The following is an 18199-nucleotide window of genomic DNA, read 5'->3' as shown; positions in this document are numbered from 1 at the left end:
GGAAAACTGACGATCAGCGTTCGGCGAGAGCCGGTTCGCCCTTCTTTTCGCGCACCAGATTGATGAAGCGGCGGAAGAGATAGTGGCTGTCCTGCGGGCCCGGCGAAGCTTCCGGGTGGTGCTGGACGGAGAAGACCGGCTTGCCGGAGAGGCGCAGGCCGCAATTGGTGCCGTCGAACAGCGAGATGTGAGTCTCTTCAACGCCTTGCGGCAGTGACTTCGAGTCGACTGCGAAGCCGTGGTTCATCGAAACGATTTCGACCTTGCCCGTCGTGTGGTCTTTGACCGGGTGGTTGGCGCCGTGATGGCCCTGATGCATCTTTTCGGTCTTGGCGCCGAGTGCGAGGCCGAGCATCTGGTGACCGAGGCAGATGCCGAAGGTCGGGATGTCGGTCTTGATGATCTCCTGGATCACCGGCACGGCGTATTCGCCGGTTGCAGCCGGATCGCCCGGGCCGTTCGACAGGAAGATGCCGTCCGGCTTCAGCGCCAGAATGTCTTCGGCGGAAGTCTGGGCCGGGACGATCGTGACCTTGCAATCAAGGCCGGTGAACAGGCGCAGGATGTTGCGCTTGACGCCGTAGTCGATGCAGACGACGTGGTACTTCGCGTCTTCGGCCTTCAGTTCGCTATAGCCTTCGTTCCAGACCCAGGGCTTTTCAGTCCACTGCGAGGACTGGCCGGATGTGGCTTCCTTGGCGAGGTCAAGGCCTTCCAGGCCGCTCCATGCCTTGGCTTCGGCTTTGAGCGCCTCGATGTCGAAGACGCCATTCGGGTCGTGGGCGATAACGGCATTCGGTGCGCCGTGTTCGCGGATCCAGGCGGTCAGCGCGCGGGTGTCGATGCCGGACAGGCCGATGACGCCGCGGCTCTTCAGCCAGCCATCGAGGTCCTTGGCTGCACGGTAGTTGGACGGGTCGGTGATGTCGGCCTTGAAGATCGTGCCGACGGCGCCGCGGCGTGCAGCCGGCGTCAGGTCTTCGATATCTTGGTCATTGGTGCCGATATTGCCGATATGCGGGAAGGTAAAGGTGACGATCTGGCCGAGATAGGATGGGTCCGTGAGGATTTCTTCGTAGCCGGTGAGCGCCGTGTTGAACACGACTTCCGCCGGAACCTTGCCGGTCGCGCCGATGCCGGTGCCTTCGATGACAGTGCCATCCGCAAGAACGAGGAGGGCGGTGGGCTTCTTAGGTGTCCAGGGAGCGGAGCCGGTCATGTCTATCCTTCTGACCCATCGTTCCCGTCTCGGCGAAGACAGGCTGCAGGGGTTCATGTTGTCGCAGAAAAGTGCGCAAGCGTCATCGCCGGCGGCTCTTCAATCCAAATGTCGTGCAGGTGCGGGAAAATAAACAAAGGCTAAGGCGCGGTCAATGTCATCCGTTAAAGAATCACCCTCAATCGCCGCGGTTAGGTGGGAAAAGATTGATCGCCCCCGTCGCCTGATCTATCACCGCCTTCAACGGCCCTCATTTGGGCGCTGCGGGACGTGTCGGCCCGCCATGACGGAGAATACTTCAGATGATGCGCGAAAAGCTCACCGAATCCATGAAGGAAGCCATGAAGGCGAAGGACAGCCGCCGGCTTTCCACCGTTCGCCTGATCCAGAGCGCGGTCAAGGATCGCGACATCGCCAATCGCGGCGTCGGCAAGGATGCTGCTACCGACGATGAAATCCTGCAGATCCTGCAAAAGATGGTGAAGCAGCGCGAAGAGTCGGCCAAGATCTATCAGGATGCGGGCCGCGCCGAGCTTGCCAGCCAGGAGCGCGAAGAAATCGATGTGCTCAAGACGTTCATGCCGGAGCAGCTTTCCGACGAGAAGGTCGGCGAGATCGTTGCGGCCGTCGTCGCCGAGATCGGCGCTGCCGGGATGAAGGACATGGGCAAGGTCATGGCCATCCTGCGCGAGCGTTATGCCGGCCAGATGGATTTCGCCAAGGCTTCCGGCGTCATCAAGGCGAAGCTGAGCTAAGGGCGGCGTTGCCGTATCAAGGTATCGCGGCGCCTGTGGGCGCCGCAATCGTTTTTACAAAGGGCTGTGAATACCGGGCAAGAAACATCTTGGCCGTGGTGCAGCCCGTGACTTCCGCCTATATGAGTAGACATGCGCTTTTCAAACACGTTCCTAGACGAGATACGCGACCGCGTGCTGATCTCCACCGTGATCGGCAGACGTGTGACGTGGGATCGGCGCAAGACGAATGTGTCACGCGGGGACTATTGGGCCTGCTGCCCCTTTCACGGCGAGAAAAGCCCGAGCTTTCATTGCGAGGACCGCAAGGGTCGGTATCACTGCTTCGGTTGCGGTGTATCGGGTGACCATTTCCGTTTCCTGACAGATCTTGAAGGGCTGAACTTTCCTGAAGCCGTTCAGCAGATCGCCGATCTTGCCGGCGTTGCCATGCCGCAGCCCGATCCGCAGATGGAGAAGCGCGAGAAGGAACGGACCTCGCTGCAGGACGTCATGGAAATGGCGACGCTCTATTTTCAGGATCAGTTGCAGAGCGCCAATGGCGCCAAGGCGCGGGCTTATCTTCGTGATCGCGGATTGACCGGTCGGACGATCGAGACGTTCCGTCTGGGCTATGCGCCCGAAAGCCGCAACGCCCTTAAAGAGTATCTTGCGGGGAAGGGCGTGCCGAAGGAGCAGATCGAGGCTTGCGGTCTTGTTCGCCACGGGTCGGATATTCCTGTCTCCTACGACTATTTCCGTGATCGCATCATGTTCCCGATCCTGTCGTCGCGCGAGAAGGTTATTGCCTTCGGCGGCCGTGCCATGGCTGCGGATGCGATGGCGAAATACATGAACTCGCCGGATACCGAACTCTTTCACAAGGGACAGGTGCTCTACAATTTTGCGCGTGCAAGACGGGCAGCGCAGGCGGCAGGTGACCGGAAGCAGAGCGGCGCGCTGATTGCCGTCGAAGGCTATATGGACGTGATCGCGCTTTATCAGGCGGGCGTCGAAAATGCTGTCGCGCCGCTCGGCACGGCGCTGACGGAAAACCAGCTCGATCTTCTCTGGAAGGTAAGTCCGCAGCCGGTACTCTGCTTCGATGGCGATGGCGCCGGTATCCGCGCGGCCAATCGTGCGGCTGATCTTGCCTTGCCGGCGATCAAGCCCGGAAAATCGGTCAGTTTCGCGCTTCTTCCCGATGGCAAGGATCCGGACGATCTGGTGAAAAACGAGGGCAGGGAGCCATTCGACAGGGTTCTGTCGGAGGCGCGACCGCTTGTCGACATGATCTGGCAGCGGGAGACCGCGGGCTCCGTCTTCGATACGCCTGAGCGGCGGGCTGAACTCGATGCCCGGTTGAAGCAGATCATCTCGGTGATCGGCGATGAGAGTGTGCGCTATCACTACCAGCAGGATATTCGCGGCAGGCTCGGTTCCTTTTTCAGCCAGTCGGGCGGGGCAGGTGGTGAGCGTCGCCAGAATTTTCAGCGCAACAACAATGCCGGACCGGGGCGCAAGGGTGGGCGCGGCGGAGCGCCGCAGGGTGGATCGGTCGTGGCCGGCGCGATGATCGAAAGCGGCACGGCCGGAAGCGCCCGGCTGAACCAGATGCTGAAGCTTTCGTCCCAGGCGCGCCCTGCGTTGCGCGAAACCGTGCTGGCGCTGACGATCGCAAACCATCCGCAATTGCTGCTTGACGAATATGACGAGATTTCGTCTGTCGATTTCGAAAACAAGGATCTGCAGCGGTTTTGGTCATCGCTGCTCTCGATTGTCGGTCAACTCGGGACAAAGCTCTCTGTTGAGGCGGTTCGTGAAGGGCTTGTCGCTGAAGGATTTTCCGATCTGCTTTCGGCCATGACCCAACAGGTGCGCAATGCCCGGCTCTGGACGGCGACGGAGGAGGCCGACCCGCAGGATGCCTTGCACGCTTATCGGCAGACACGGGCGCTGCATTCGCGCAACAAGGAACTGCGCTTGCAGAAAATGGAACTGCGGCGCGAAATCGAGGAATTGACCGCTGACGAGGAGGAGCGCGGCGAAATTCTCTTGAGGGCGCTTTTGGAGATCCAGAACGAAATCACCCGGCTTGAGGCGCAGGAGGCAATCATTGACGGTTTCGGCGTTCTTTCCGGGCGGGTCAAAGGCGCTGCGGTCAGCCATTGATTGTCAGGAAGACTGTGGAGGCGGTAATAGCTGATGCAAAATTGCCGAGGTTTGCTGATTTATCCAGTTTTTTGCTCTGACGCGGTTTCGAACGCTTGCGTTTTGATCAACCCTTGTCTTATGGGAAAACCTGCCTACATATTCGACGAAACTGGTGAACATGCCTGGAACGGGCAGGTGTAACGCGTCTTTTTCCAATTTTCCGGTGTAAATGTCGGGGAAAAGCTTGACGGATCGTTAATTTGTGGGAATCACCATTTCAAGGCAAGTTAGGCGGATTAGGGCAGTTGTGTCGGTGCTACCGGCAATCCGAGACATATGGTCTTTGCAAGGCCGTCGTCTGTGGTAATTCGGAATTAAAGGTCATTCCGTTACGAGTGGGCAAGTGATTCGCGGTTAGGGTATGAAGCCTTCAACCGCCAGCCATCAACGTGGCCCATCTGGTGCGGCGCAGTGGCGTTCAGGGAAAGTGACGAAATACATGGCAACAAAAGTCAAAGAAAACGAAGAAGCCGAGAACGAACGCGAAGCCTCGCATGACGGTCCGCTTCTCGATCTTTCTGATGACGCGGTCAAGAAGATGATCAAGGCCGCGAAAAAACGCGGCTATGTGACCATGGACGAGCTGAATTCGGTTCTGCCTTCGGAGGAAGTAACCTCCGAGCAGATCGAAGACACGATGGCGATGCTGTCCGACATGGGCATCAACGTGGTCGAGGACGAGGAGGCCGAGGACGGCGCCAGTCGCGACGACGATGACAGCTCCGATGGCGACGACAACGAAAGCGAAAGTGGCGAACTGACAACGTCCGGTGGCACCGCCGTCGCGACTGTCAAGAAGAAAGAGCCGACCGACCGAACCGACGATCCGGTGCGCATGTATCTGCGCGAGATGGGATCGGTCGAGCTTCTGTCGCGCGAAGGCGAAATCGCGATTGCGAAGCGCATCGAGGCCGGCCGCGAAACCATGATCGGTGGCCTCTGCGAAAGCCCGCTGACCTTCCAGGCATTGATCATCTGGCGCGACGAACTCAACGAGGGCACGACGCTGCTGCGCGAGATCATCGATCTCGAAACGACCTATTCCGGTCCGGAAGCCAAGGCGGCGCCGCAGTTCCAGAGCCCGGAAAAGATCGAGGCCGACCGCAAGGCTGCCGAAGAGAAGGAAAAGAGCCGCAAGGCCCGCATGTCTGCTGCCAATGACGACGATATCACGTCGGTCGGCGGCGATATGCCGATGGAGGAAGAGGAAGAGGACGACGATGAGTCGAGCCTGTCCCTTGCTGCCATGGAAGCGGAACTGCGTCCGCAGGTCATGGAAACGCTCGACCTGATCGCCGACACCTACAAGAAGCTGCGCAAGCTTCAGGACCAGCAGGTTGAGGCGCATCTCTCCTGTTCGGGCACGCTGTCCTCCGGCCAGGAGAAGCGCTACAAGGAACTGAAGGACGAGCTGATCACGGCAGTTAAGTCACTGTCGCTCAACCAGAACCGCGTCGATTCTTTGGTCGAGCAGCTCTACGACATTTCCAAGCGCCTGATGCAGAATGAAGGTCGTCTGCTGCGTCTTGCCGAATCCTATGGCGTCAAGCGCGACAGCTTCCTTGAGCAGTATCAGGGTGCCGAGCTCGATCCGAACTGGATGGAATCGATCGGCAATCTTGCAGCCAAGGGCTGGAAGGAATTCGCCAAGGCCGAGACCCGCACGATTTCGGATATCCGTTCGGAGATCCAGAATCTTGCGACTGAAACCGGCATTTCCGTTGCCGAATTCCGTCGCATCGTGTCGATGGTGCAGAAGGGCGAGCGTGAAGCGCGTATCGCCAAGAAGGAAATGGTCGAAGCCAACCTTCGCCTCGTCATCTCGATCGCGAAAAAGTACACGAACCGCGGCCTGCAGTTCCTCGACCTCATTCAGGAAGGCAATATCGGCCTGATGAAGGCTGTCGACAAGTTCGAGTATCGCCGCGGTTACAAGTTCTCGACCTATGCGACCTGGTGGATCAGGCAGGCGATCACCCGTTCGATCGCCGACCAGGCCCGCACGATCCGTATTCCGGTGCACATGATCGAAACGATCAACAAGATCGTTCGTACCTCGCGCCAGATGCTGCACGAGATCGGCCGCGAGCCGACGCCGGAAGAACTGGCTGAAAAGCTGGCGATGCCGCTCGAAAAGGTCCGCAAGGTGCTGAAGATCGCCAAGGAGCCGATCTCGCTCGAAACCCCGGTGGGTGACGAAGAAGATTCGCATCTCGGTGACTTCATCGAGGACAAGAACGCGCTTCTGCCGATCGACGCCGCCATCCAGGCGAACCTGCGCGAGACGACGACCCGCGTTCTGGCCTCGCTCACCCCGCGTGAAGAACGCGTGCTGCGCATGCGTTTCGGCATCGGCATGAACACGGACCATACGCTGGAAGAAGTCGGCCAGCAGTTCTCGGTTACCCGTGAACGTATCCGTCAGATCGAAGCCAAGGCGCTCCGGAAACTCAAGCATCCGAGCCGCTCCAGGAAGCTCAGGAGCTTCCTGGACAGCTAGCCCTGGGGCAAGCTCCGGTCGTTCCTCGGCAGCTAAGGCTTTCGGAACGGTCTTCAACTTATCGGCATATTGCCCGGCAGATGAAAGTCTGCCGGGCTTTTTGTTGTTCGCCATGTGCCGCAGGGACTTCATACCGCCGTTCTTTCATCCTACATCGGTGGCATGCAGGAAGGATCGCAGAAGCCACGTCACAAGCTTTATGGAGGCATTGCCGCCTCTGTCGCCCTGCATGTCATCATTGCGGTGGCTCTCTTCGTGCGACTTCCTGCCGCCGAAATGCAGCCACCTCAGGAAGAAAGCGTTTCGGTCGAGATCGTACCGCCGCCGGAAGAGCAGCCGGACGAGGAAAAGCCAGCGGAGCAGGAGCAGGCGTTGAACCTGACTATGCCGGAGCAGAAGCCGGAAGAGCAGCAGGCGCCGCCGCCACCAGAGCCAGAAAACACGCCCACCGAGGAGGCCAAGGCCGAGCCGCCTCCACCTCCGCCTCCGCCAGCACCGGAAGAAAAGGTGGAAGCCGAACAGCCGCCACCTGCAGAGCCGCAGCCACCGACTGAAGAGCAGGCGAACGAGGAGCCGCCACAGGCGCCGCCATCCGAGCCCGCCCCCGCGGACCAGCCGCAGAACAACGAGCCTCAGGAGGCGAATGGGCGCCCGCTACCGGTTCTTCGCCCCGTGTTCGAGTTCGGAGAAAACAGCAAGGGATCGGGCGTTTCTACCGACGGCAATGCAGCCGAGGAGGGGGAGGTTGCGAAAGCCGAGGATCGGGATCCCGAAATCCCGCCAGAGGCAGCCGAAGAGACGAGCGAGGCAGCGGCAAGCGAAGCCAAACCTGAGGCCAAGGCCGAAACCGGGGCAGCTGCGCCGGCGCTGCCGCAAGATGTTGCGCCGCCTTCTCTTGAAACGGCCCATGCAGATCCGCTCGCAACCAGCGATGACGGCACGATCGAAGGCATCCTTGCCGATATTGCGGCAGAGCCGGTGGAGAAGCCGCCAGAAAAGGAAAAGCCTGTCGAGGATGAAGCTTCGAAGGCCAAGCCAATGAAGGAGGCCAAGCGCTTGTTCTCGCAGACGGATACGTCAGATGCCTCGGCGACGACGGCGATGGCCAATATTCCGCGCGGTGTGCGGGCGAGCCAGCTCTGCACCACGGAATTAAGGGAACAGTTGCGGCATGGTTCTCCTGCCTATCAGCCGGAAATTCTGCCGTCCTATTCGCTGCCGCAGGGAAACGTTCTCGATATCCGCAGCGCGGCCTTCCGGGCCGGTGCGCAATGGTATGACGTGCGTTTTCGCTGCGAGATTGACGACGGCGCGACGAAGGTGGTGTCCTTCGGCCTCGAAGTCGGCGGCGCGGTGCCACATAACCAGTGGAAGGCCAGGCGGTTTCCCGAGTTCTGATCTACCGCTTATCGGGTCTCTGCCTTGTCGAGCATCTGGATCAGCTCACGGATGACATCCAACGCTTCGTTCAGCACAACCAGTATTTCATCCGAGGGGATTGAATCGAGATTTTCAATTGCATCGGTAAGCTTTGCCACGATGTCCGTACTGAGTGTTGTTGCGTCTGCTGCCATGCCGAACCCTCTGCCTGCTGATTGCAACCGAAGGAAAGTGTCATGCATGGTGCTCAAGTCAATGGTTCCGGCGTCTCATATCGCTTGAAAGCCGTCAGAAGGATCCCATCAAGGCGATGAGGAACTGCCGTATCGCGCTTTAAATCAAATGTCCTGAGGTCGACTTAGCCGCCGGCCTGTAGGAGGGCTATTCTAATACGCTTGAAAGCTGACCGAAGGAATACGGCAGGGGCGGCCGGACCCGAAATGTTGCCCCTGTGGCTGGGCGGGTTGCGTATTGATAATCCTGGTAGATCTGCCGCGGCAGACATATCTGAAGCGGACTGGTATGTCTCGCACTCAGTCGACGACCGCGTAAATCCTCATTCACCTTTGAAGAAGCGCCACGCATCGAAAACCGCCATCGATATTGTCGCGGCGGCTACGAGGAAGGCTAATATCGCCTCCCGCCGGGCGAGTGTGATCCTGGTCTCGACTCTCTTTCCATCCCAATAGAGTTCGCCCGAAGCCTCGTGCACACCAAACAAGGCTAAGCCGTCTATGGATATTGGAACGACTCCTGCCGGCCATTCTGCAGGCGGCTTGGCGTCCGAGATTTTATTGGCACGCAGGTTGTCCCATGGCATGTCTATTTTTTCTTTATTCTTGGCCATGGCCCCCATCATCGTCAGTCGGATCTTCGATGGAATTGATTTATCATAGCAAAATCAGACAAGCTATTCGTAACAGATGCCGAGTGCGCAGAACGAATCGGGTTAACTACAGACCAGTTCAAGGTGGCGCTTCATGCGGCAACGCGGGCCGGCTTTCCGGCAAAGGATCTGCTGTTCGCTGATCGCAGATATTGGCCGGCGGTGAAGGCTTGGCTCGATCGACGGTATGGTCTTTCGGACAGGGAGTTCGGTGGACCGTATGCGCCTGACGGCAAGGAGAACTGGAAGTAGAAAAGGCCAGGGACTCCAAAACCCCGGCGTGATCTGCATAAGCGCTTATGCGGTTCTTCGTAGGAAAGGTCGGATAATCCGGCAGACTTCGCCCTTTTGTAAAGTACGCTTATCGCTGCGTCGACCAACCTGGCAGGGTTCAATCGTCGTCGTCGAAGTCATCATCCGTCAACAGCATCATGGATCGCTTGCTTATCCTGACAATCATCGAGCGCTCATGCTTGAATATCATCGGCTGCGCGAACTGCCATTTGATTGTGATATCCAAAGTCTGGGCTTCGACACGATGAAAGCGACTGGCGCATACCGGAAGAACCGCTCCCATATGATGAACGAACCGGTGATGATCGCAACGATCGCTCCGAATCCTTGGAATGCTTCCCACATCGATAATCTCCGATGTTTTAACGCTGTTTATCGTCGGCGTAGCTCAGGCGGTTTCGGTTTCGCTCGACCAAATATTCCGTGATTGTGGGTACACGTTTCTGGTCCATATGCATGTATGGCGCAAAGCTGTTTTCCAGCTCCTGGCTCATTTGTAGAAGTGATCGCAATTCTCGATGGGCCTCGGAGACGTGGTGCTGTCTTTCGGGGCCAACTTCGAGGCCGTCGAAGCTCAATGCGTGGGTCGACATGTTGATCGCGGCAGCGTGGATCTGGCCGAGCAGCTGATGAACGTCCGGACCGAAGAGAAATTGAGCCTCGCCACGAGTTCGGTGAAAGCTGGCGATCAGAAGCGTATCGAGGTGCACCCCCTTCGAGAGGGCGGCATGAAGGAAGGCTTCGACCGATTTATAAACTGACCAGCGTCGATCAAATAGGTCGAGCATTACCTTTTGGTGCGCCGTGCGCCACTGCATGAAAGCAACGGTAAGCACTAGGCCGCTGATAATCGTTGTTGCCCAAGCGTTCATTGCTTCAGCCTCACGCCTGGTCCACCGTCGACGATGGCGCCATCATCAAGGAAGGATACGCCGCCAGCCTTAAGCGCTGCTTTGATGCCGGCCAGATTGTTTGGGCTCGGTACGCTCCGGCCTTTCTCGAAATCTCGGACGGTGCTTTCTCCCAAGTTGGATGCCTGGGCCAATTCAGTTTGTGACCAGTCCAGCAGGCCGCGTGCAGCCCTTGGTTGTTCCTTGGTAATCATCTCGTTCCCCATCAACGATATCCGTTTATGGTCAACGAATATCGTTAATGGAGATTTGATCATGCCGAACACCACCGTTCCGGCCGCCGCCGAAGGATTGCCTACCGATACGATTGTGAGTAACCGGATCCGTGAGTTGATGCGAGAAATCAGCGAGCTTCTCGACCGCGCCGGTTCGGGTAGGACATCCTTTGTGACGATCCATGCTGCCGGCAGTGGCCGTGCGAACCATATCGATCTCGATCTGATCGAGCCGACGGTTTCTTCGCTCTTGCTGCAGGGCGTCGACACTCAGGGTGAGGCGAAGGGCTACATCGACCTCGTTGGCCATGCGGTGGAGGGAATTGAACCAAACCAGGAAGCGAACGCTCTTCAGTATGTGCTGTCAGCGATTCGTAAGTCGGTCGATCGTGCGCAGGAAGCGGTTGAGCGCGCACGGATGCAAATCTAGCTGATGTTGCCCGAAAATGCCTCTCGAATATGAGTGTTTGTGCGGAAAGGCTGGAAAATATGGTGGGCCCGGAGGGACTCGAACCCCCAACCAAGCGGTTATGAGCCGCCGGCTCTAACCATTGAGCTACAGGCCCTGCCGGTGAGGGCAGTGGTTCGACGCAATGGTTCGTCTCACCTTGGTGCCCGCTCTAACGCAATTCTTCACCGGTCACAAGCGGTTGCCGCAATAGCTTCACAATGAACCTGCAGGTATGGTTCTGTAATGTCAACGAATTGCCTCGTTCCCATCACTTTCAGCCTGCTGCAGGCTGGGTGGGTCGAAATTTAGAGAAGAACACAAGGAAGAACCGATGAAGCCTTTCACCCGTTTTGCTTATGCCGCACTCCTCGTGCCCATGGTGCTTTCCGGTCCCTTGTCCAGTAGCGTTTTGGCTCAGGAAAGCAAACCGCGCGAAGCTCAGATCAACGTATCAGGCGAGGGGGAGACCGCCGTCGCTCCCGATATGGCCATCCTTTCCCTGACCGTGCTGCAGCAGGCTGAGACCGCCGAAGCGGCCCTCACTGCCAACAATGCCGCCATGCGCAATGTAGTCGGTGCGCTGCGTGAACGCGGGGTCGAGGAAAAAGATATCCAGACAAGCGAGTTCCAGATTTTTCCACGCCACGAGCAGACGGATGCAAAAGATGGAAACTCGGATCCCGGCAAGATCGTCGGGTATCAGGTCAGCAACGCCCTGACCGTTCGGGTGCGTGATCTCTCAAAACTCGGGGCGCTCCTTGATCAGTCGGTCAAGCTGGGCGTCAATGAAGGAGGGCAGATCAGCTTCACCAACGATAATCCAGAAGCTGCTTTGACCGAGGCTCGCAAGAAAGCCGTCGCTCAGGCACTTGCCAAGGCAAAGACTTTGACGGAGGCCGCAGGTGTCAAGCTTGGCCGTATCATCGAGATGAGCGAAAATTCGGTGCGTCCTATGGCGCAGCCTATGATGCGGATGGCGATGGCAAAGGAAATGGCCGGGGATTCCGTTCCTGTAGCAGCCGGAGAAAGCACCTATACGGTAACTGTCAATGTGACCTTCGCCTTGCAGCAGTAAGCTGACTGAAGGTCGCATGTCCCCCCCCAAAAAAAGCCCGGTCGCACATGCGGCCGGGCTTTTTGGTTTTGCAGATCACGGTTCGGGCTGATGCCCTAGCGGCGAATTACCGGGCATCCGCGTTCGTTGGCGAAGACCACGCGGTCACGGCCATGCCGGTCGCGACCCACGACGACGATGGCGCGGCGGGAGGCATCGACAATCCGGGCGCGCCGCAGCCCCATGCGCTCGGCCTTATCGAGCGCACGCCCTGGGGAGCAGCCGGGGCGGTCATGATGGCGGCGCCAATCGCGGCCCCGATCGTCATGTCTTTCGTAATATTGCACGTATATGCCGTTTCCATTGGGGCCGAAGCCTCGTTCGGAGGCGGCCGCTGTGGACGCGGTGGCGGAAATACCGCTCAGGGCGACGATTGCGGCAAGTCCGATCCTGGTGAGCAAACTGGTCATGGGAGATCCTCCGGTTGCAGCCGTTTTTCTTTTCGCCATGTCAGGCGATGACCGGATATTATGTCTCAAAGCCTGAACGCATCCCCAAGGGTACGTTCAGGCTGGGTTCAGCGCGGCAACGGGTGATCCGGGTGTCAGGCTGAAAGATGGAGAACAATTTCGCGGCGATGTGGCTGGTCGCGATGTTCAAAAAGATAGATGCCTTGCCATGTGCCGAGCATCAGGCGGCCCCCATTCACCGGGATGCCTATCGATACTGCTGTCAGTGCAGCCTTGATATGAGCCGGCATGTCATCCGGCCCCTCGGTCGTGTGACCGACCCAGCTCATGTCCGGATGGATGGAGGGAGGGACCAGTCGGCCGAAAAAGCTTTTCAGATCCCTCTGGACGTCGGGATCGGCGTTTTCCTGTATGAGCAAGGAACATGACGTATGCCTGACAAACACTGTCAGTAGCCCTTGGCCGACATGATGGTTGCGAACGAAGGCGTCAGCCTGGTCCGTGAATTCGTACAGGCCCTGGCCGTGGGTGGATACGGAAAGCATGGTTTGCGGCATCAAATCCTCCGTTTTTCCGCCCGATCATCTTTTAGCTGATCTCGTGTTCTCCATGTAGAGGAGAGGCATGCATCCGTTTTCAGGTCGAGGGTTACCAGAATCAGCGCAAGCGGGTTAGCGTAGGCCAGATGATCGTCAGGACCTACCAAACGTCAATATGGGCGGAATGGCCTGTCAAATTCTTGCGTGATAGCGCTTATCCCCTATCTAGACTGGAGGTTCAACAAGCCTGCGAGAGAGCATGCCACTGCATCAGCAATTCAGTCGTCGTTTCATCGATCGTTTCATGACTTTCGAGCCGATAAGCCTTATCATCTTCGCCTTGATGGCAGGCGGGATTTTTGCCTTCCTGACGCTGACGGGAGAGGTGCTTGAGGGAGATACACATGCGTTCGACGAGGAAATTCTGCTTGCACTGAGGCAGGCAACCGATCTTGCAGTGCCGATCGCTCCTTCCTGGGTGACGCATGCCGTGGGTGATATTACCGCGCTTGGCGGGGTTACGGTGCTTTCGCTGATGACTGTTCTCGCTGTCGTCTACCTTTTACTCGCGCGCCAAACGGCAATTGCGATATTCATGTTTCTTTCGATCGCCGGCGGGTGGGTTGTGAGCAGCGCTCTCAAGCTCGGTGTTGCGCGGCCTCGCCCGGATATCGTTCCGCATCTGGTCGAGGTTCATGACATGAGCTTTCCGAGCGGCCATGCGATGCTTTCGGCTGTCACCTATCTGACCCTCGCAGCACTTCTTTCCCGTGCGCAACAATATCGCTCCACGCGGATATTCCTTCTGGCTACGGGGATCCTGCTGACGTTCATGATAGGTTTGTCGCGCCTCTATCTTGGCGTTCATTACCCAACCGATGTGCTGGGTGGTTGGTGTGCCGGTGCCGCCTGGGCTGCCGGTTGTTGGCTGCTGGCACGCCGCTTCATTGAACGAGAGCCGAAAAACTCCATCTCCATCCGCTGAAATTTCTCATTATGCAAATCCACATTGTTGGGATCCAATAGTCGCAGCCCTGCGTATCAAGCATGAGCTCGATAGAGGATGCCATGGCTGAAACGATAACAGGAAGACGCCTTGCCTGGATTACCGGTGCGAGTTCGGGCATAGGGCGCGCGGTCGCGCTGAAGCTGGCGGACCGAGGCTGGCAGGTGGCGGTCAGTGCGCGTTCCGGCGCCAAGCTCGAGGCGCTTGCGGCGGAGCGGCCGGGGCTTATCCATGCCTATCTTCTCGATATCACCGAAGGGGAATCGGTGAGGGATGCGGCGCTGAATATCGAGCAGTCACTCGGGCCTATCGATCTCGCGCTATTTTCCGCCGGCGGATATGTGCGTGAAAGCGCGCGCCGGTTCGATGCCGAAAAGCTGGCTGAACTGTTCAATCTGAATGTCGTCGGTACCGGGCATGCGCTTCAAGCGGTGATGGCGCCGATGATTGCTCGGCGTCGCGGACATATTGCGGTGGTTGCCTCGGTGGCCGGTTATATCGGCCTGCCGGGTGGTGGAGTTTATGGCGCAACGAAATCGGCGCTGATTACCCTTTGCGAAGCGTTGCGGCCGCAGCTTGAACGGGAAGGGGTGGTACTACAGGTCATCAATCCCGGCTTTGTCGATACGCCGATGACGAAGACGAACGATTTTCCGATGCCCTTCCTAATCAAGGAAGACGAGGCGGCCGACGCCATCATCAAGGGGCTTGAGAGTCGGCGATTCGAGATCGTCTTTCCGTGGAAGATGAAGGTGGCGATGAAGCTGCTTGCCGCTTTGCCTTATCCGCTCAGCCTTGCCGTGACACGCAGGATGCTTCGCAAGGAGGATGCCATCGATTCAAAAAGATAGAGCGTCCTTTGTGCGTCCATTCGGACGCACGGCGCTCTAGCGAGCAAGCCTGAACTGCACGACATCGAGGCGGCCGGTGCGAAATCCGGCGGCGCAATATTGCAGGTAATAGTGCCACATGCGGAAGAAGCGTTCGTCAAAGCCGTGGGACATTATGCGCTGCCAGTTCTCTCTGAACGCCTTGTCCCACAAAAGCAGGGTGCGCTCGTAATCGCGGCCGAAGCAGAAGCGATCCTCGACCGAAAATTCTGAGGCTCGTGCGGTGGCTTCGAACGCCATGATGCTAGGCAGCATGCCGCCTGGGAAGATGTAGGCCTGAATGAAGTCCGCATGGCTTCGGTAATGGGCGAACCGTTCTTCGGCGATCGTGATGACCTGAACGAGAGCCTGTCCCTTCGGAGAAAGCAGGGATCTGACCCGGTCAAAATAGGTTTGCCAGTTCTCTTCGCCGACCGCCTCGAACATCTCGATCGAGACGATCTTTGTGAATGTGCCTTCGCAGTCGCGATAATCTTCCAGACGGATATCGGCGCGGTCTTCGAAGCCTGCCTGCCTCAGCCGCGTTTCGGTAAAGGCGGCCTGTTCCTTGGAGAGCGTCAGCCCGGTGACGCGGCACCCGGTTGCGCGGATCGCCTCTTCGGCAAAGCCGCCCCAGCCGCAGCCGATCTCGAGCACATGATCATCCTTGCCGATCTTCAGTTCCTTGATGATGCGGCGGTATTTGGTTTTCTGCGCATCGGCCAGGTTTTCGCGCGGGTTGGAGAAAATGGCGGAAGAATAGGTCATGGTTTCATCGAGCCACTGCCCGTAGAATGCATTGCCGAGGTCGTAGTGGTAGGCAATGTTGCGGCGACTGCCGGCCTTCGAATTGCGGTTCAGCCGATGGCGGATGCGCGCGACGAAGGCGGCAAGTGGGCTCGCCTTCATGATGCCCTGCCAGCGAGCCTCGTTGGCGATTGCCAGATCCATCACTGCGCCGAGATCCGGAGTTTCCCATTCGCCTTCGAGATAGGACGTGGCAAAGCCGAGACTGCCGCCCGTCGCCAGTCGGCGAAGCGGGCGCATCGTCCTGAATTCGATCGTGGCTGTCGGACCGCTTGCCTCTCCAACGAAACGCGCTTCACGGCCGCTCGGAAACCGCAGCGCCAGTTGCCCTACTACCAAGCGATTGGCCCATCGGCAGAGAATTCTTTCAAGAAACGAAAAGGACGGCAACGGCAGTTCAAGCTTGTGGTCGACATCCGACATCAGCGGGTCTCCGTCCGTGGGGTATGGGCTACGATGGTCGAGGCTCTGGGTGAGGCTGCGCGCGCATGACGATGAACGGGCACCCGCTTCAGCCACAGGCGCAGCGCCTCCCAATGGATGGCGGCCGTTACCTTGAACGTCATCAGCGGATATCTGAAAAAGGCCATCGCCAAGCCGCGGTCGGTGAGGGGTGACTGCCTGCCCTGGAACATCGCATAGAGAAACATGCCGTCAGCGTCGGATTCCTTGATGGCGATCCGCACCTGCTCTGCAGGTATCCTTACCGAGAAATCGTAGCGGCAATCCATCGGCACGAAGGGCGAGACGTATAAATCCTTCGTACAGGAATGGCTTATCTGGCCGCCGTCCTCGCCAGCGGCTGGAATGATATAGGCGTGGCGTTCGTGGAAGGTGTTGCAGACTTCGTAGATGACTGCGCGCAATTCGCTCTGACGATCGTAGCAGAAATAGACGGTGAGGGGATTGAAGACGTAACCGAAAATGCGGGGGTAGCAGAGAACCCTTATGCTCAGGTGATCCGTATTTATTCCGGCATCCAAGAGTTGGCTCGCAACCCATGTCTTGAGGCCGCCCGATACGCCGTCGCCATGGTCCTTTTCCCAGAAGCTGAACAGGCCCCGCCGGTTGACGCCGAAAAGGCGCAGCGACCTGTCCAGCGTGGGAAGTTCGTCGAGATCGAGCAACAGCGAAAAGACGCTGTAGCGCAGGTTATGCTTTTTCGGCCTTAGCCTCGTGTGGACGACAGCGCCGGCATAGATGCTGGAGGTCTGGCTCATTCGGCAGCCTCGCGGAATTCCTCGATCCTGATGCGGCCGGATTCGTTTTCGACGCTCCATGGGCGGCGGTCACCTCCGAGCGCCTCGGCGACGGCGAGCCCCGATTGAAGGCCATCCTCGTGGAAGCCGCTGCCGAAATAGGCGCCGCAGAACCATGTGCGGTTGCGGCCTTGAAGCTGCCAAAGGTCGTTCTGGGCTTTCAGGGCGCGCGTGTCGAAGCGCGGGTGGGTATAGTCATAGGTGCCGTGGATCAATGTCGGCTGCGGTTGCCGGTTTGGGTTGAGCGTGAGGAAGAGAGACCGGTCTGTGCCGAGCTTCTGAAGCCTGTTCATCCAGTAAGTGACGCAGAGCTGCTGATCGCCGTTGCCTTCCGTGCCGCTCAGATAGTTCCAGCTCGACCAGACATTGCGGTGTTTCGGCATCAAGGCCGGATCGCTGTGCAGGACCGCCTTGTTGCGGGTGTAACCGAACGCGCCAAGCAGATCCCGTTCGTGGTCGTCGGCATCTGTCAGCATGTTGAGGGCTTCATCCGCATGGGCTGCGATCACCACATCATCGAATTCGTCCGAATGGCCGTGCGTGTCGGTCATCGTCACGCCGTTTGCGGCGCGGCGGATCGAGGCAATCGGAGTGGAAAGCCGGATCGTTCCATTGAAATCTGCGGTCAGGCGCATGACATATTCCCTGCTTCCGCCTTCGACGGTGCGCCATTGCGGCCTGCCGGAGAGAAGCAAAAGGCCATGGTTGATGAAGAAGCGCAGGAAGGCGTGCAGGGGATAATCATGCATTTCCTTGGCTGTCGTCGACCAGATGGCGGCTCCCATCGGCATCAGGTGATCGTTGATGAAGGTCGCGGAGTAGCCTGCCTGACGGAGATAGTCACCGAGCGTGATCTCCTGCATATCCGGCTGATTCAGAAGGGCGGGGGACTGCTTGTAGAATTTGAGAACGTCGCGCAACATGGACCAGAAGCGGGGCCGGACGATGTTTCGTTTCTGCCCGAGAAGTCCTTTCAGGCCGGTGCCGCTATATTCGAACCCGCCATTATCCATGGATGCTGCAAACGACATGTCCGAAGCGATCGTCGGCACGTTCAGATGTTCGAACAAGGCCACGAGGTTTGGATAATTGGTTTCATTATAGACGATGAAGCCGGTATCGACTGCGACGCTGCGGCCCTCTATTTCGACATTCACGGTATTGGCATGACCACCCAGCCGGTCAGAGGCTTCATAAAGGGTGACATTATTGCTTTTCGACAATAGCCATGCGCAGGACAGGCCGCTGATGCCTGAGCCGATGACTGCGATCCTTTTCGCTTCCCGTCCGAAATTCCCAGTCAAAGGCGTCATCCCAGCATCCTCGCTCTCGTCTGCAATCCAATACGAACTAGGGCGGCAATCGGATCTCTGCAAAAACTCACAAAGGGT

General features: G+C 58.2%; 18 protein-coding genes and 1 tRNA gene. 8 read left to right on the top strand and 11 right to left on the bottom strand.

Features of this window, described 5'->3' with window-relative positions; all coding sequences use genetic code 11:
- Window positions 1-13 precede the first annotated feature (13 nt).
- A complete protein-coding gene (gene carA, locus ACI3K0_RS02115; protein WP_148147541.1) occupies window positions 14-1219 on the bottom strand; it encodes a glutamine-hydrolyzing carbamoyl-phosphate synthase small subunit in 1206 nt (401 codons plus the stop codon).
- A 302-nt stretch (window positions 1220-1521) separates the two neighbouring features.
- On the opposite strand from carA, the gene ACI3K0_RS02110 reads away from it, so the two are divergent.
- The 4 genes from ACI3K0_RS02110 (at window position 1522) to ACI3K0_RS02095 (ending at window position 8065) form a co-directional block, all read left to right on the top strand.
- Window positions 1522-1974, top strand: a complete 453-nt coding sequence (locus ACI3K0_RS02110; RefSeq protein ID WP_183821424.1) for a GatB/YqeY domain-containing protein — start codon at window positions 1522-1524, stop codon at window positions 1972-1974.
- A 132-nt stretch (window positions 1975-2106) separates the two neighbouring features.
- Window positions 2107-4125: a DNA primase gene (gene dnaG, locus ACI3K0_RS02105; protein ID WP_148147543.1), complete on the top strand. Its 2019-nt coding sequence runs from the start codon at window positions 2107-2109 to the stop codon at window positions 4123-4125.
- Between the two features lie 481 nt (window positions 4126-4606).
- Complete coding sequence (gene rpoD / locus ACI3K0_RS02100; RefSeq protein WP_148147544.1) at window positions 4607-6667, top strand: RNA polymerase sigma factor RpoD; 2061 nt, start codon at window positions 4607-4609, stop codon at window positions 6665-6667.
- Window positions 6668-6781: 114 nt separating this feature from the next.
- Window positions 6782-8065 (top strand): DUF930 domain-containing protein, encoded by a 1284-nt coding sequence (locus tag ACI3K0_RS02095; RefSeq protein ID WP_183821425.1) that lies wholly within the window; start codon window positions 6782-6784, stop codon window positions 8063-8065.
- A gap of 8 nt (window positions 8066-8073) precedes the next feature.
- On the opposite strand, the gene ACI3K0_RS02090 is transcribed toward ACI3K0_RS02095, so the two are convergent.
- From ACI3K0_RS02090 to ACI3K0_RS02075, 4 genes are all read right to left on the bottom strand, one after another.
- Window positions 8074-8298, bottom strand: coding sequence for a hypothetical protein (locus ACI3K0_RS02090; RefSeq protein WP_183821426.1), 225 nt, complete (start codon window positions 8296-8298; stop codon window positions 8074-8076).
- Window positions 8299-8603: 305 nt separating this feature from the next.
- Window positions 8604-8894: a hypothetical protein gene (locus tag ACI3K0_RS02085; protein ID WP_183821427.1), complete on the bottom strand. Its 291-nt coding sequence runs from the start codon at window positions 8892-8894 to the stop codon at window positions 8604-8606.
- Between the two features lie 695 nt (window positions 8895-9589).
- Window positions 9590-10099 (bottom strand): hypothetical protein, encoded by a 510-nt coding sequence (locus tag ACI3K0_RS02080; protein WP_183821428.1) that lies wholly within the window; start codon window positions 10097-10099, stop codon window positions 9590-9592.
- The gene (locus ACI3K0_RS02075; RefSeq protein WP_246435736.1) at window positions 10096-10395 is read right to left on the bottom strand and encodes a DNA-binding transcriptional regulator; all 300 of its coding nucleotides are present in this window, start codon (window positions 10393-10395) and stop codon (window positions 10096-10098) included. The genes ACI3K0_RS02080 and ACI3K0_RS02075 overlap by 4 nt, the downstream gene beginning before the upstream one ends.
- Here ACI3K0_RS02075 and ACI3K0_RS02070 point away from each other — a divergent pair.
- Window positions 10394-10783, top strand: coding sequence for a hypothetical protein (locus ACI3K0_RS02070; RefSeq protein WP_183821429.1), 390 nt, complete (start codon window positions 10394-10396; stop codon window positions 10781-10783). The two genes, ACI3K0_RS02075 and ACI3K0_RS02070, sit on opposite strands and share 2 nt — an antisense overlap.
- A 60-nt stretch (window positions 10784-10843) precedes the next feature.
- Here ACI3K0_RS02070 and ACI3K0_RS02065 read toward each other — a convergent pair.
- Window positions 10844-10919 (bottom strand) — tRNA-Ile (locus tag ACI3K0_RS02065).
- 216 nt (window positions 10920-11135) lie between these two features.
- Between ACI3K0_RS02065 and ACI3K0_RS02060 the strand changes: the two genes are divergently transcribed.
- Entirely contained in the window at window positions 11136-11879 is a 744-nt protein-coding gene (locus ACI3K0_RS02060; protein ID WP_404944842.1) for an SIMPL domain-containing protein, read from the top strand.
- 95 nt (window positions 11880-11974) lie between these two features.
- Here ACI3K0_RS02060 and ACI3K0_RS02055 read toward each other — a convergent pair whose 3' ends face one another.
- Entirely contained in the window at window positions 11975-12328 is a 354-nt protein-coding gene (locus ACI3K0_RS02055; protein ID WP_148147551.1) for a hypothetical protein, read from the bottom strand.
- Window positions 12329-12462: 134 nt separating this feature from the next.
- Window positions 12463-12885 carry a secondary thiamine-phosphate synthase enzyme YjbQ gene (locus ACI3K0_RS02050; RefSeq protein ID WP_404944841.1) on the bottom strand — a complete coding sequence of 141 codons (423 nt, stop codon included), beginning with the start codon at window positions 12883-12885 and terminating at the stop codon, window positions 12463-12465.
- 241 nt (window positions 12886-13126) lie between these two features.
- Here ACI3K0_RS02050 and ACI3K0_RS02045 point away from each other — a divergent pair, with 241 nt between their 5' ends.
- The gene (locus ACI3K0_RS02045; RefSeq protein ID WP_148147553.1) at window positions 13127-13852 is read left to right on the top strand and encodes a phosphatase PAP2 family protein; all 726 of its coding nucleotides are present in this window, start codon (window positions 13127-13129) and stop codon (window positions 13850-13852) included.
- A gap of 83 nt (window positions 13853-13935) precedes the next feature.
- Window positions 13936-14724 (top strand): SDR family oxidoreductase, encoded by a 789-nt coding sequence (locus ACI3K0_RS02040; RefSeq protein WP_183821432.1) that lies wholly within the window; start codon window positions 13936-13938, stop codon window positions 14722-14724.
- A 36-nt stretch (window positions 14725-14760) separates the two neighbouring features.
- Here the strand turns inward: ACI3K0_RS02040 and ACI3K0_RS02035 are convergent, their stop codons facing one another.
- Genes ACI3K0_RS02035 through ACI3K0_RS02025 form a run of 3 tightly spaced genes read right to left on the bottom strand, consistent with a single transcriptional unit; the run spans window position 14761 to window position 18121 of the window.
- On the bottom strand, window positions 14761-15972 hold the full coding sequence (locus ACI3K0_RS02035; RefSeq protein ID WP_183821433.1) for a cyclopropane-fatty-acyl-phospholipid synthase family protein: 1212 nt from the start codon (window positions 15970-15972) through the stop codon (window positions 14761-14763).
- Window positions 15972-16769: a DUF1365 domain-containing protein gene (locus ACI3K0_RS02030; protein WP_183821434.1), complete on the bottom strand. Its 798-nt coding sequence runs from the start codon at window positions 16767-16769 to the stop codon at window positions 15972-15974. Before ACI3K0_RS02030 ends, ACI3K0_RS02035 begins: the two co-directional genes overlap by 1 nt.
- On the bottom strand, window positions 16766-18121 hold the full coding sequence (locus ACI3K0_RS02025) for an NAD(P)/FAD-dependent oxidoreductase (protein ID WP_183821435.1): 1356 nt from the start codon (window positions 18119-18121) through the stop codon (window positions 16766-16768). Before ACI3K0_RS02025 ends, ACI3K0_RS02030 begins: the two co-directional genes overlap by 4 nt.
- Window positions 18122-18199: the final 78 nt, after the last annotated feature.

The sequence above is a fragment of the Rhizobium sp. ZW T2_16 genome (assembly GCF_044987325.1).
In the GTDB taxonomy this organism is placed as follows: domain Bacteria; phylum Pseudomonadota; class Alphaproteobacteria; order Rhizobiales; family Rhizobiaceae; genus Neorhizobium; species Neorhizobium cellulosilyticum.
This window is presented reverse-complemented; position numbering and strand designations above follow the sequence as displayed.